Origin of the sequence: Corynebacterium sp. c8Ua_99, assembly GCF_039907185.1 — a bacterium.
In the GTDB taxonomy this organism is placed as follows: domain Bacteria; phylum Actinomycetota; class Actinomycetes; order Mycobacteriales; family Mycobacteriaceae; genus Corynebacterium; species Corynebacterium jeikeium_D.
In genome coordinates this window covers 121,178-135,183 of the sequence record NZ_JASBOG010000001.1, presented here as the reverse complement: position 1 = coordinate 135,183, position 14,006 = coordinate 121,178, and the positions used below count along the sequence as shown (strand labels likewise).

Genomic DNA, 14,006 nt, shown 5'->3' with positions numbered 1-14,006 from the left:
GCTCCCGATGCTAAATAGGCATCAGGAGCATTTTATATTTCGTTACCGGGGTAGAACCCTAAGCTTCTTAGCGGTTCTTGCGGGCGATGCGGGTAGCGGCGACACCGCCGACCAGGAGAACCAGAGCGGCTCCACCCAGGGTGGTGGCGTCAACGCCGGTGGCTGCCAGGCCAGTGCTCTGAGTCGAAGAAGCCTTCTTGGACTCAGAGGTATTCTGCTCAGACTTCTTGGAGTCCGAAACCTTCTTTACGTTCTCGGAAGAGGTCGTCTTCTTGGACTCGGAAGCCTTCATCTCGGCCTTTTCCTTGGCCTTCTTCTCTTCCTTCGTGCACTTGTTTTCGTTCTTGCACTCAGCAGAGATCTTGATGTCAACGTTTACCTTGACATCCTTGCCGTCCTTACCTGGCTTACCGTCCTTGCCGTCCTTACCTGGCTTACCGTCCTTGCCGTCCTTACCTGGCTTACCGTCCTTGCCGTCCTTACCCGGCTTCTCGTCGTCCTTGCCTGGCTTGTCAGCGTCCGGCTTGTCCGTGCCTGGTTTGTCAGTGTCCGGCTTCGCCTCGTCCTTGACGCAGACACCGAAGACGTTCGGGTTGCCTGGGACTGGCTTGCTCATGTCGAAGTGCTCGCCCTCCGGGCACTGCTTATCAGAAATGCCTGGGTTTCCCAGGTCGCCCGGCTGGGACTCATTGTCGCCCGGTGTTTCGGGCTTAGGGGCTTCCTGGTCCGCGACGCACTGGAAGGTTCCGCCGACGTTCTCAAAGTGCTGGCCGTCTGGGCACTTGTCAGGCATTGGGGCCGGAATTCCGTCAGTGGAATCCTGCTCAGGCTGGTCTGCGACGCACTGGAAAGTGCCTCCGACGTTCTCAAAGTGCTGGCCGGCGGGGCACTCGGTCGGCATTGAGTCCGGAATCTGTGCAGTAGCGGTGCCTGCGCTTGCAATCATGCTGGCGGAGAAGGCAGCGGCGGCGATAGCCGTGGTGAACTTTTTCATGAAAACCTCTCAAGGAGTCAAACGGTCAGAGACCAATGAATATGATTTCGCCGTTCATCCCTCGTCGTGCACGGCGGAAAATAAAACCAGGCCAACTGCGGTTAACTAGGTTCATGATTAACCATAAACTGGTTGATATATGAATCGTATTGGAGGTAGTTATAGGAATAACATCAGGTGCGCAGTGGCGTGCTTTGACCTGCTGCAATGCCGCCGGTTTGTTATTTGGCTTACACCATTCCGGGGGAGGTTCTCACTAAGGGTGCCCTTAGTAAAAGCTAGCCACTGGCGTTATCTTTCTGTTACCTAGCTGGTGGTAGCTGGGTTGGATAAACGTTCTTTATGCAGTAGGGCATTCATATCTGGAGGCTCGTTTAATTGTCACGTTAAAATAACGAACAGTAATCTAACGTCCTTGAGAATAAAAGAGCTTCATCCTATTGCTATTTTTTACTTCCTATTGTTTACACCCGAATCGGGGCATTTAGGGTGGGTGGGCTGCAATCGTTGTCGATAGGCGAAGCTGTAGATATGTGCCAAATGGAGTATCCAGCGGGTACGGTAGAACAGTTAAGAAAAAACAAGGCAAAAGGGGAGCTGGAAACTTGTTTGAGTCTCTTTCCGATCGTTTGACGGGTGCCCTGCGGGGGCTGGGCGGGAAGGGCCGCCTGACTGAGGCGGATATTAACGCCACCGCCCGCGAGATTCGGCTGGCTCTTCTGGAAGCCGATGTCTCCCTCGAGGTTGTCCGTACCTTCATCAAGCGCATCAAGGAACGCGCTAACGAAATTATTGGCAGCCAGACTGTCAACCCGGCAAACCAGATTATTGAGGTCGTCAATGAGGAACTGATTAACATCCTCGGTGGCGAGACTCGACGGCTGAATATGTCGAAGCAGCCACCAACGGTCATCATGCTGGCCGGTCTGCAGGGCGCTGGTAAGACCACCTTGGCCGGTAAATTGGCCAGGTACCTCACGGATCAGGGGCACACCCCGGTCCTCGTCGCCTGTGACCTGCAGCGTCCGGGCGCGGTGCAGCAGCTGGAAATTGTCGCTGAGCGTGCAGGCGTGCCGTGCTTCGCACCGTTCCCGGGCACCAGCCTCGATTCCACCCATGAAATGGGCACCAGCGAGGACAATCCAGTTGACGCCGCGTTCCGTGGCCTCGCTTATGCTCGCCAGCATCGCCACGATGTGGTGATTATCGATACCGCAGGTCGCCTGGGTATCGATGAGGTTCTGATGAAGCAGGCCCGCGACATTCGCGATGCCATCAACCCGCATGAAGTTCTGTTTGTCATCGACTCCATGATTGGTCAGGACGCGGTAGAGACCGCCAAGGCCTTCCGAGACGGCGTTGACTTCACCGGCGTTGTACTGACCAAGCTCGATGGCGACGCGCGCGGTGGCGCTGCACTGTCTATCCGTGAGGTCACCGGTAAGCCGATTCTGTTCGCCTCCACGGGCGAGAAGTTGGAGGACTTTGACGTCTTCCACCCAGACCGTATGGCCAGCCGCATCCTGGGGATGGGTGACCTAAAGACGTTGGTTGAGGTCGCTTCCAAGGAAATCGATCATGAGCAGGCTGCCAAGTCCGCCCAGAAGATTGGTTCCGGTGAGCTGACTCTCGAGGACTTCCTCGAGCAGATGATGATGGTCCGCAAGATGGGCCCAATCGGCAACATCCTCAAGATGCTCCCCGGCGGCGCGGAAATGTCCAAGGCCGCGGAAATGGTCGACGAAAAGCAGCTTGACCGCATCGAGGCGATTATCCGCGGTATGACTCCGGAAGAGCGCGAGAATCCGAAGATTCTGAATGCTTCACGACGTCGTCGTATCGCCAACGGTTCCGGTGTGTCCGTTTCAGAGGTTAACCAGCTCATCGAGCGTTTCAATGAGGCGCGGAAGATGATGGCGCAGATGGCCGGCCGATTTGGTATGGGCGGTGGTCGCCCATCGAACCGCAAGGCCAAGCGTGGTCGAAAGGGCAAGGGCAAGAATAAGCGCAAGGGCGCTAACCGTGGTCCAACGCCGCCGAAGGCAATGCGCGGTGGCGGAATGCCCGGTATGCCTGGAATGCCAGGTATGCAGGGCATGCCGGGTATGCCTAGCATGGCTGAACTGCAGAAGCTGCAGAAGCAGATGGGTAATCAGCTGCCAGAAGGTATGGAGGACTTTGACCTCAACAATCTCGACTTCGGACAGGGCAAGAAGTAGCGGGGACTAGAAGTAGCTAGTCCCGCAGAGCCTTCTGAATCTGGCGGTCCATTTCAGGACTGAAAGTGGCCGCTAGTTCATCGGTGATGTGATTGCTGTCGCGGTAGACGTAGATATTGCCAATAACTTTACGGCAGGTGGTCGGACCGCAGAAGATGTCGGAGAAATCTAGACTGTGCCCGTTGGGGAAGTTCGCAAGAATCTCCTCAGCGGGATTTTCTGCATTTAGGGCAGTTTTGCGGTGGATAGTGCAGTCTTCTTCCGCTTCTTCGCATACGCTGGGGGAGAATTGGTCCAAGTCCTCCCGTAGCGCCCATGGGTTATCGCGGATGGCGAAGAAATCAATTCCGCGTTCTTGTAGAGCAGCGAAAAACGAAACGTAACCATCCGGTGTGTAGTCGCCCGGCTGCGGTGGGTCCGCCTGGAACAAGGGTCTGGTTGAAGTGGTGAAAACCATCTTTGGCTGAATCTCGTCAATTTTCTGCAGAGCCTCGAAAGTCCAGGCCACGCAGATATCGCCGACTCCGTGGATCGGTTCTAAGGTCGCTGGACAGCCTTGTCGGAGAAGAACCACCACTCGGTACCCGTTGTTTTTGCCGTAGGCATCAATCGGGGCAAACCAATGTTCCATGTGCGAGCCGCCGACGATGACAATCGATTCACTAGCATCTGGATCACCGTAGACACACGGCTGGGTCTCATCGCGCCAACGGCGATTCGGCGGGAAGTATCCGACGTCCTCACCGCCTGTCGCAAGGCAGCCATCGAGGGCAGGTTCCGGCCAAAGGTCCGTGATGAAATCGGTATTCGGCTTTGTGGCTGCCTTGGGGACCTCGTACCCGTCGGTAAGCGCGAGTGCACCTGGATAGACCTCTGGATCTAGGCTGGTGGCGGAGGCGCGATCGACGCGCACCTGTTGCACGTTGACAAGGCTGGACATGCCGACCAACGCAATGACGACAACAGTGCCGACTACCGCTAGACGACGAGCCGGGCGACGATGCTTCATTGCGTGGATTGCATCGCCGACGACGGGCTGAGTCCGGGTCGGTCGGCGAGTCGATTGAGCCAGCGGCAGCTCGACATACTTGTTGGTGAGTTTGGCCAAAATAAAGGAAACGACGATCACTGCGGTGCCAAGCTTCAGCCCCGGAGTATCGCGGTTGAGGTAGTTTATGGCCAGGATGAGAAGAGGCCAGTGCCACAGGTAGAGCGCGTAGGCGCTCTGGCCTACTTCGCGCATTGGGCGGCTGGCCAGGAACTTGGAGATCCAGCCCGCCTCAGGGCCGGCGATAATAATCAGCGCAGCACCACCGAGGGGCCATAGGGTCCAAGGGCCTGGGAACTGTGCGGCGCCGTCGAAGATGAAACCGGTGGAGACTACCAGTGCGAGGCCGATGCTGGCTAACAGCACTCGAAGTGGCTTGGGCATGGGGATGGATCCCCGGACAAGAATCAGTCCGAGTAGTGCGCCGAGGCAGAGTTCCCAGAGGCGGCTGACAGTGGAGTAGTAGTTCCACCCCTGGTTCTCGGAGTGCATATAGAAGGCATAGGCAATCGAGCCGAGAGTGATAACTGCCAGCAACGGAGTGAGGATTCGGCGGAGTTTACCGCCGGTAGCGTCGGTGCGCTTCGCCTCCACCGGTGAGGTAACCGCGCCGACAATCTGGGGTGAGCGCGTCATCCAGGCGAGTAGGGAGATGAGCAAAATGGAGCCGAGATAAAACTGGCCCTGTACCGACATTGACCACAGGTGCTGCAGTGGGGAGGTTTCGCTCTCTGCGGCTGCGTAGTCCGAGCCCTGGAGTGCCAGTTCATAATTTTGGTAGTAGAGCAGGCTGGCGCGGAGTTGCTGGGCAATGTCGATCGTGCGAAGCGATGGAATGAAGTAAATGACAAACAGGGTTGTCGCAAAGAGGACCAGCACTAGTGTCGGGATTAGGCGACGCAGCGTGCGCCAGATGCTCCACCATGGATTGATGGACTGCCGGGGATTGATGGCATTGCGGTACTGCGCGCCGAAGAAGAAAAACCCGGAGAGCAAGAGGAATACGTCCACACCACCGGAAACGCGGCCGACGTAAACATGGAAAAGGACTACGAGGGCAATCGAAATGCCCCGTAGTCCGTCCAAGTCATACCTATATTGGGTGCCGGTGGTTTTCATAGAATGTTACGTTACCGCACTGTCAACGACGTTCAGCTTTAGTGGGTATGCAGCGTTTCGAGTGCGCAGTTTTGTTAATTTCCAAAAACTGCTGGTAACATACCTCGAGTTGTCTCAATGAGAATCCTCAACTGAGGCACGACTGCGAATTCATCGGATCCGGCCACGGCCGCCCGGTGGTCACGCGCAGTGTAAATATCCCAAGGGCAAAACCGGTCCGAGGTACTTCGTTAGTAATTACTCGTGAGCTCGGATGCATAAGTATTGTCCAGTGACATAGAAGAAAGAGGAACTCCTCATGGCAGTCAAGATTAAGCTGCAGCGCCTGGGTAAGATTCGTACTGCTCAGTACCGCGTCGTCGTTGCTGATGCTCGTACCCGTCGCAACGGTGCGGTCATTGAGAACCTGGGCATCTACCAGCCGAAGGAAGAGCCGTCGATCATCAAGATTGACTCCGAGCGCGTTCAGTACTGGCTGGGCGTCGGTGCACAGCCGACCGAGCCGGTTCTGGCTCTGCTGAAGGTCACCGGCGACTGGCAGAAGTTCAAGGGTCTCGAGGGTGCAGAGGGCACTCTGAAGGTTGCTGAGCCGAAGCCGACCAAGCTCGAGCTGTTCAACAAGGCTCTGGAAGAGGCCAACAATGGCCCGTCCGCTGAGGCCATCACCGCTAAGCGCCGCGAGGCCAAGGAAGCAGCTAAGGCTGCTAAGGAAGCTGAGGAGGCCGCAAAGGCTGCCGAGGCTGAGGCTGCTGAGTCCGAGGCTTCCGAGGACGCCGAGTAATAAGGACGCTGAGTACGCCGCTTAGCTAATCCGGGCGCTACCTTATACTTCAAGACGAAGTGTTGGGTGGCGCCTTTTTGCTTTACGCGGGGTGTTTTACAGAGCCTTTATAAGAGAGGGAGTGTGCGCGTGTCGGTAGCTGACATGGTGCTTATTGGCCGAGTGATCAAGCCCCACGGTGTGCGCGGGGAAGTCGTCGTCGATGCGACAACGGATGACCCGGAAGGGCGTTTCGCAGTCGGGGCCACGCTGTTGGGTGTACAGGCCGGCCGTGAGGAACAGCTGACTGTGAAAACGGCACGCCCGCACCAGGGGCGTTTGCTGATTCGCTTCGAGGAGATTCCGGGCCGCAATGAGGCCGAGCGTCATCGGGGTATGAAGTTTTATGCCGAGCCCGTCTTCGAAGACGAGGACTTTTATGACTTTGAACTTGAAGGCCTGCGCGTAGTCCATAACGGCACGGATATAGGCGAGGTCACTTCTATCGTCCGCGCGCCCGCTCATCGTCTCCTTGAAGTCACGCTTGACGACGGGGCCCGGGAGGTACTCATCCCTCTGGTAGAGGACATCGTTCCGGAAGTTGACCTTGAGAATTCTACTGTCACCATCACCCCGCCGGAAGGACTGTTGGAGCTGTGAGCTTACGTCTCGATGTAGTCACAATCTTCCCGGAGTACCTCGAGCCACTGCGTCATGCGTTGCTGGGCAAGGCAATTGAGCAGGGCATTTTGAGCGTCGGCGTACACAACCTGCGCGACTGGGCGCCAGGTGTACACCAGGCCGTGGATGACTCACCCTACGGCGGTGGCCCCGGCATGGTTATGAAGCCGGATGTCTGGGGTCCCGCCCTCGACGAGGTAGCGGCGCTGAAAGCGGAGCAGTCGCTCACGTCCGCGGTGCCACATTTGGACAATGTCCGCCATGATCAGAAATTGGGTTTGGCCGAGGAATCTTCCTATGCTGCAGCGGAAGTGCCGTCGTTAAGCGAAGAAGATTCAGCGAAGCCCCTGCTGATCGTCCCGACCCCGGCGGGCGAGCCGTTTACGCAGCAGATGGCGCAGGAGTTCTCACACGAGGAGCACATTGTGTTCGCGTGCGGGCGCTACGAGGGCATTGACCAGCGCGTTATTGACGATGCTGCCAACCGCTACCGCGTACGTGAGGTCTCTATTGGCGACTATGTGCTTATCGGCGGGGAAGTGGCGGTGCTGGTGATTGCGGAGTCCGTCGTGCGGTTGATCCCGGGTGTGTTGGGCAATCGCAAAAGCCACGAGGAGGACTCTTTCTCTGACGGTCTGCTCGAAGGGCCGTCCTACACCAAGCCGCGCGAGTGGCGTGGACTGACAGTGCCGGACGTTCTCCTCAGCGGCAATCACGCGCTGGTGGACCGTTGGCGGCGCGACCAATCGCTCATCCGCACGGCCGAACGTCGTCCCGATTTGCTTGCCGACGTCGACCTCAGCGCCCGTGACCGGGAAATAATCCAGGGAGTCATTGGGGAAGTAACCGAGGAGAACTGCTAGTGGCACGTGTTCGAATTGCGCGACCTCGGCACGTCATTGGTTGGCTAGCTGTCCTTGGGGCGCTGGCGTGGTTCACTCAGACGCAGCTGGCGGGGAGTATGGATCAGTCGTTTGCGGGTTGGGTCAGTGACCTGCATGGGGCGCGGGATGGCCGCGTCGATAGTGTGATGCTGGCTTTGAGCGAGATTATCCGGCCGATTTACGTCGCGCCGGTCACGCTTGTTGCTGCGGCACTCCTGTGGTTCCGCTTCCGTGCGTGGGCGTTGCTATTGCCGGCGTCATTCGGTTCGTCAATTGCGGTGACTTATGCCATGAAGTGGTTTTTGGACCGCGACCGACCGGGAGAGGAGTTCTCACTGGTCAACCTGCACGATGCGGCGTTTCCTTCTGCACATGTGGCAGCGGTTACCTCCAGTGGCATGGCCGCGATGCAGCTTGCCATCCCCGTATTGCGCCGCACAGCCCGCAAGCTGCTCGACCTGGCCATCATCGCGCTTATCGGCGCTGTGGCACTGTCGCGCGTGTGGGTCGGGGCGCACTGGCTCACCGATGTTATCGGCGGCCTCATCGCCGGAGTTATCGGCTTAGCAGTTGCGCTGCTAGTTCTTAGGAGATGGCCACGAGCACGGCGCTACGCGCTGCCTTAGTCTCCTCGTAGAAGGCCACGAGTTCGCGGTACCGCTGTGTCGCAGTGGCTTCGTCGATAAGCGAACCATTGTCCGTGATGCGGGCGGCAAGATCGATGCTTGCCAGCGTCTGGTGCACGTCGCCGACGCGATCGGCGCGGATGACTGCAGACAGCGGCTTGCGGCAGACGCGGTCGGCGCCGAGGATGGCCTCCGCCAGCGGGTCGCCGAGTGCTTGGCCGTCGATGGGATTGCCGGTCAACGTGCGCAGCAGGGACTCCCAGTCCGTGTCGATGTCCAGGGCGTCTTCGTCCGGAACGTCGACGAAGTGCTGCAGGATAATCTTCTCCGCGCCGTCGTTAACAAGCCCCGCCGTGCCGCCGTCGCTGGTTGCCGCAGGTGCTGCGACCTCAACTAACCGCGCTGCCTCCTCATCGGAGATGCGCAGGTATTCGGCACAGAGTTTCTGCTTCATGGGGCTCCTTTTCCGGTGTTTACTGCGAGCCTTCTGTGGGGCGTTCGCCAATTGGTACTTCCACGATAGTAAAGTTGCCCGGGTGATTTCATCAGTAATTGCCCGAGAACTCGCCGCCACTGGTGCGGACGTTGCCGAAAGTGCCGTCGCCGCCGCTATCAAGCTTCTCGACGAAGGCAACACCGTGCCTTTCATCGCCCGCTATCGCAAGGAAGTAACCGGCGGACTCGATGACACACAGCTGCGTTTCATCGAGGAACGCGTCGTCTACCTGCGCGAACTAGAAGAGCGCAAGCAAACGATTCTCGCCGCTATCGAAGAGCAGGGAAAGCTTAACGACGACCTGAAGGCCGCCATCCTCGCCTGCGACACTAAGGCGCGGTTGGAGGATCTCTACCTGCCGTACAAGAAGAAGCGCAAGACCAAGGCCGATATTGCACGTGAGGCCGGGTACGAACCGCTGGTGGAGGAGCTACTGGCCGACCCCGCCGCGGACCCCGAGACTCTAGCCACTAAGTACGGCGAGGCAGCTGGTAAGGATGCGAAGGACGCTCTGACCGGTGCCCGTGCCATCTTGGTCGATCGCTTCGCTACCGATGCTGATTTGGTTGGCTCTGTCCGTGAGCAGGTGTGGTCCTCCGGTTCCGCCGCCGCTGCCGTGGTGGAGGGCAAGGAGACTGCGGGTGCGAAGTACCGTGACTACTTCGAGCACAACGAACCTCTGGACACCATGCCTAGCCACCGTGTACTGGCCGTGCTTCGCGGTGAGGCCGAGGGCATCCTGACTCTTAACATCGATGCGGGTGAGGATGAGACCTACGAACACATGATTCGTGAGGCCTTTGAGCTTCCCGACGGCGGTGCCTCAAAGTGGATTGACCAGGCCGTTCGTTTCGGTTGGCGTACCAAGTTGGAGGTGTCCGCTGCTCTCGACGCGCGTACTCGCCTGAAGGAGCGCGCCGAGGCTGAAGCCGTGGATGTCTTCGCCCGCAATCTGCGCGACCTGTTGCTGGCTGCCCCCGCTGGTCAGCGCGCCACACTCGGCTTGGACCCGGGGTACCGCAATGGTGTGAAGTGCGCCGTTGTCGACTCCACTGGCAAGGTGCTCGACACTGCCATCGTCTACCCGCACCAGCCGCGCAATGACTGGTCCGGCGCCAAGGAGCAACTGGCCACCCTCTGCGCCACGCACCGCGTGGAGCTCATGGCCATCGGCAACGGCACCGCTTCCCGCGAGACCGAAACCCTGGCCCGCGAAATCGCTGACCTGATTGCTCAGGCCGGTGGCAAGAAGCCGACCCCTGTGGTGGTCTCTGAGGCCGGTGCTTCCGTCTACTCCGCATCGTCCCTGGCAGCAGCTGAGTTCCCGGACATGGATGTATCTCTCCGCGGTGCCGTATCGATTGCCCGCCGCCTGCAGGACCCGCTTGCTGAGCTCGTCAAAATCGATCCGAAGTCCATCGGTGTCGGCCAGTACCAGCACGACGTTTCCCAGACCAAGCTCGAGCACTCTCTCGATGCCGTGGTCGAGGATGCCGTCAACGCTGTCGGCGTCGAGGTCAACACCGCCTCCGCGCCGCTGCTCGGTCGCGTTGCTGGCGTGTCCTCGACTGTTGCGGACAACATCGTCGCTTACCGAGACGAAAACGGCGCTTTCACCTCCCGCAAGGAGCTGCTGAAGGTTCCGCGTCTTGGCCCGAAGGCCTTCGAGCAGTGCGCCGGCTTCCTGCGCATCCACGGCGCTAACAACCCGCTCGATGCCTCCGCTGTGCACCCGGAGTCCTACCGCGTCGTCGATGCCATCGCCGCGTCGACCGGCGTTAGTGTCCAGGAGCTCATCGGCAACTCCCGTGTCCTGTCCAAGGTGCGTGCTGCAGACTTCGTCGACGAGTCCGCAGGTATCGGACTTCCCACAGTCCAGGACATCTTGACCGAGCTGGACAAGCCCGGCCGCGATCCGCGTCCCGAGTTCGTCACCGCCACCTTCAAGGAAGGCGTGGAGAAGGTCTCCGATCTTCAGCCCGGCATGATTCTCGAGGGCACCGTCACCAACGTCGCGGCCTTCGGTGCCTTCGTCGATGTCGGAGTCCACCAGGACGGCCTCGTCCACGTCTCCAACATGGCCCGTGGTTTCGTCTCCGACCCACATGAGGTCGTCCGCTCGGGCGAGGTGGTCAAGGTGAAGGTTCTCGACGTTGATGTCGAACGCAACCGCATCGGTCTATCGCTCAGGCTTGACGACGACGCCTCGGATGCCAAGCCAAAGCGTGACGGCGGTCGCCGTGATGGTCGTGGTGATGGTCGCGGCAAGGGGCGCAAGCGCGGTTCCCAGAACAAGAAGCAGGGCGGTTCCATGGCCGACGCGCTGCGCAGGGCAGGCTTTTAGCTCCTGATCTGTTAGCGCTTGATTTATTAGCGCATAGCCTATTAGCGCATAGCGTCGATGCGGCTGTTGATCTCACCCGCGACAGCCGCAGCCATTCCATCCGGTACGACGATGGTGTAATCGGACCCCGAGGTCTCAATCTTGACTGCCTCGCCTGACCGTGCCGCCACGGTGATGCGGCCATCATTGCCAAGTCGAAGCCCAATACCGCCACCGTCGGCCCAGTTATAAGTGGCCGGCTTCGCATATTTGATGGTTCGAAGCTCAATGGGGTGTTTCATCTTCAGCGGTCCACAGCCGTTAAAAACGGTAATGGAATCTGTCTTCGGGTCCGTGTCTAGTGTCATGCCGGTTTCATATGCGATGAGGAATAGCGGCGTGCACAGCAGAAAAACAATGCCGAGGCTTGGCAGGAACACTGCGAGCGCTACAGACACCACGCACCAGACTGCGAGGGTGACCTTGACCCCCTTAGAGATGGCCACACTGACATCGATGGGAGTCGGGGCTCCTTCTCGATGGGGCAACTGTGGCGATGTCGGCTCGGTGACCGTGGCGTCGGTAAGCGAGGAGTAGTCCTTGAGGCGGCGCGTCACGAGCAGGGCCGCTACTAGGCCGATGATGACGCCGGCTATTGCATAGATCCAGCCGATTCGGGCGGTCGTAGGGTCCGTCGTGCCGATCTGCGGGATGATAATCGCGAATTCAATGCCGATTAAGAAGCCGCAGAGGGCGAGGTTGGTTATTGCAATTGGCTTGCGCACGACAAGCGGCGTGCTGGTCTTTGCACCGAGCCAACCGATCTGCGCACATGCGATGACGATGATGGCCATAATCAATGTGCTTTGAATTGGCGGCATGAAACCGTTGGGAGTGCCGCTACCGCTCCAATGCGTTGCTAACTGCTCCGGTAGTCGGTCGGAAATGGCAATTACCCACAGAAGCTGTGCAATCGCCAGAACGCACGGGGCGATGATTGTTCCTCGAACAATCCAGGGGTCAAAGCGTGGAATCTGCTGCATGGAGACAATCTAGCAGTTGGGGGGGGGCTTTGTAGCAACGGTCGGCAGCGGTCGTTATTGGAGTGCTGTATCAGCGTGACGTTGTAGCGAGCGGTTGTAGCGTGCCGTCTTAGTGTGCGCGGAGTTTCGCCAGAAGATGCACCTCGTGACATTTGATAACACGCTCAACAATTCACTCGAATGTACAAGCGAAAAAGTTTTATTAAAGGGGTTGCGCAATCGAATGGGTGTGCTAAAATGGAGGAATCAAGAACAAAGTGCTTGAGCTTCTCTTCTTGGCGTTGGGCTAGTGGTATTCACTGGTTATCGACACTGAGCGGGGTTGGGGCTTTGGGGGAACAATGTCTGAAAAAGATAGTCCGGCCAAACAACCGTCCGATGTTTACCAAGCGGCTCTGCTGCCTGAAGCGCCGCAGTTTTTCCACGAGTCATCCACGAACCAGTTGGCGGTGGCGGGTATCCAACGCAATCGCCTGGAACTGGGTATAGCTTGCGGTTGCACGCCGAAGTCGCTTGAGATTGATGTGGATGCATACATTGCTGAAATCGCACCCGAGTTGGGTATTTCCCGCGGTAAGGCGCTCGAGTATGTAGAGGTCGGCATTCAGTTAGCGCGTATGCCCCGGCTGGGTGCCTTTATTAAAGCTCGAGCTCATTTGCCCTTTGCGCATCTGATCACCATTGCTCGCGCGACAGCGCCGCTCCACGATCCAGAGGTGCGTGCAGCTGTTGAAGAAGAAATTGCCCGCTTTGTCATTCCCCGAAAGCATGGCGAGGCACTCCGGGGAGTTCGCAGCCTACATAAATTCCTGCAACGGGTTATCGAAGAAATTGAACCTCAGCTTCGCCCCAAAAACCTTCCGGGTGATGTCGATCCGCTGCTTCCTGCAGGAGAACGCGAAATAGTAGGAGAGAGTATCGGTTTTGAAGAGAGCGACAACTTCGCGGAAGTTTTTATGGAGCTGGAAAAGACCCGCGCTCTCGAATTCAAAACCACCCTCGAGTCCATCTCCAGCTCAGCTGGCTGCACTCGAGTCGAAGCTTTGACACACCTCATCCGCGGCACCGCCGAGGCAAAAATCGTACTCAACCTATACTGTCCTGCCACAGAGGAGCGTCCCCGCACCGCCTGGCTTGGCGGCGTTGGCTGGATCTCGCAGTTAGCTACGCAGGCGTGGATTGATAAGGTCACGCATATTCGTATGCTTGCCGACGAAACCGCGGAGGGCTACGCCCCAACCGAAAGTCAGAGAGCCTTCGTTAAAGGTCGGGACGGAACGTGTCGCTTTCCGGGGTGTGATGTACCCGCGGAGCTCTGCGACATTGACCATATTGAGCCGTACGACAAAGAGCACCCAGAGGAGGGCGGGGCAACAGAAACGCCGAACCTCCACTGCCTCTGCCGCCGGCACCACAACATGAAAACAGCTGGTCTGTGGAATGTTGCACGTGATCGGGATGGGGTGGAACTGTGGACGTCGTCAAGCACGGGCAAAAAGGCGGTGAGCCTGGAAGACGGGCCGCTTGCCGGGCACGGGCGCTACACTTTCGACAAACGGGGACTGCGGATGACGCAGGCGCTGGCAGAATATAACGAGTATCGCCAGGAGCTGATAGAGCAATCACGGAAGCTGGTCGAGGAAGCGCGCAGGGGAGAAGACACCGATACTCCCAACCCGCAAGACCCCCAAGACTCGGAAGCTCCCCAAGACCCGCAAGACCCGCCGAACATGGAAGAGTTTGGTTTCTGACCAGGGGGTGTGTAATAATTTCCAGGTTGTCTTTATAGGCAGCTTTACCTGTTTCGGGCATG

At 58.3% G+C, this 14,006-nt stretch carries 11 protein-coding genes; 7 read left to right on the top strand and 4 right to left on the bottom strand.

Annotated features, from left to right (window positions below):
* Window positions 1-67 precede the first annotated feature (67 nt).
* A complete protein-coding gene (locus QKE19_RS00595; RefSeq protein WP_187401194.1) occupies window positions 68-994 on the bottom strand; it encodes a hypothetical protein in 927 nt (308 codons plus the stop codon).
* A gap of 605 nt (window positions 995-1,599) precedes the next feature.
* On the opposite strand from QKE19_RS00595, the gene ffh reads away from it, so the two are divergent.
* The gene (gene ffh, locus QKE19_RS00590) at window positions 1,600-3,213 is read left to right on the top strand and encodes a signal recognition particle protein (protein WP_048735500.1); all 1,614 of its coding nucleotides are present in this window, start codon (window positions 1,600-1,602) and stop codon (window positions 3,211-3,213) included.
* A 16-nt stretch (window positions 3,214-3,229) separates the two neighbouring features.
* Here ffh and QKE19_RS00585 read toward each other — a convergent pair whose 3' ends face one another.
* Window positions 3,230-5,380, bottom strand: a complete 2,151-nt coding sequence (locus tag QKE19_RS00585) for an acyltransferase family protein (protein ID WP_347890108.1) — start codon at window positions 5,378-5,380, stop codon at window positions 3,230-3,232.
* A 298-nt stretch (window positions 5,381-5,678) separates the two neighbouring features.
* On the opposite strand from QKE19_RS00585, the gene rpsP reads away from it, so the two are divergent.
* The 4 genes from rpsP (at window position 5,679) to QKE19_RS00565 (ending at window position 8,331) form a co-directional block, all read left to right on the top strand.
* Window positions 5,679-6,161 carry a 30S ribosomal protein S16 gene (rpsP, locus tag QKE19_RS00580; RefSeq protein WP_038628648.1) on the top strand — a complete coding sequence of 161 codons (483 nt, stop codon included), beginning with the start codon at window positions 5,679-5,681 and terminating at the stop codon, window positions 6,159-6,161.
* 144 nt (window positions 6,162-6,305) lie between these two features.
* A complete protein-coding gene (gene rimM, locus QKE19_RS00575; protein WP_049171609.1) occupies window positions 6,306-6,800 on the top strand; it encodes a ribosome maturation factor RimM in 495 nt (164 codons plus the stop codon).
* A complete protein-coding gene (gene trmD / locus QKE19_RS00570; RefSeq protein ID WP_187405330.1) occupies window positions 6,797-7,684 on the top strand; it encodes a tRNA (guanosine(37)-N1)-methyltransferase TrmD in 888 nt (295 codons plus the stop codon). The genes rimM and trmD overlap by 4 nt, the downstream gene beginning before the upstream one ends.
* Window positions 7,684-8,331 (top strand): phosphatase PAP2 family protein, encoded by a 648-nt coding sequence (locus QKE19_RS00565; protein WP_070439622.1) that lies wholly within the window; start codon window positions 7,684-7,686, stop codon window positions 8,329-8,331. The genes trmD and QKE19_RS00565 overlap by 1 nt, the downstream gene beginning before the upstream one ends.
* Here the strand turns inward: QKE19_RS00565 and QKE19_RS00560 are convergent.
* Window positions 8,291-8,785, bottom strand: a complete 495-nt coding sequence (locus QKE19_RS00560) for a DUF1877 family protein (RefSeq protein WP_016422552.1) — start codon at window positions 8,783-8,785, stop codon at window positions 8,291-8,293. The two genes, QKE19_RS00565 and QKE19_RS00560, sit on opposite strands and share 41 nt — an antisense overlap.
* 82 nt (window positions 8,786-8,867) lie before the next feature.
* On the opposite strand from QKE19_RS00560, the gene QKE19_RS00555 reads away from it, so the two are divergent.
* A complete protein-coding gene (locus QKE19_RS00555; protein ID WP_347890104.1) occupies window positions 8,868-11,171 on the top strand; it encodes a Tex family protein in 2,304 nt (767 codons plus the stop codon).
* A 41-nt stretch (window positions 11,172-11,212) separates the two neighbouring features.
* On the opposite strand, the gene QKE19_RS00550 is transcribed toward QKE19_RS00555, so the two are convergent.
* On the bottom strand, window positions 11,213-12,193 hold the full coding sequence (locus QKE19_RS00550) for a DUF1648 domain-containing protein (protein WP_347890102.1): 981 nt from the start codon (window positions 12,191-12,193) through the stop codon (window positions 11,213-11,215).
* 341 nt (window positions 12,194-12,534) lie between these two features.
* On the opposite strand from QKE19_RS00550, the gene QKE19_RS00545 reads away from it, so the two are divergent.
* Window positions 12,535-13,944 (top strand): HNH endonuclease signature motif containing protein, encoded by a 1,410-nt coding sequence (locus QKE19_RS00545; protein ID WP_049170763.1) that lies wholly within the window; start codon window positions 12,535-12,537, stop codon window positions 13,942-13,944.
* Window positions 13,945-14,006: the final 62 nt, after the last annotated feature.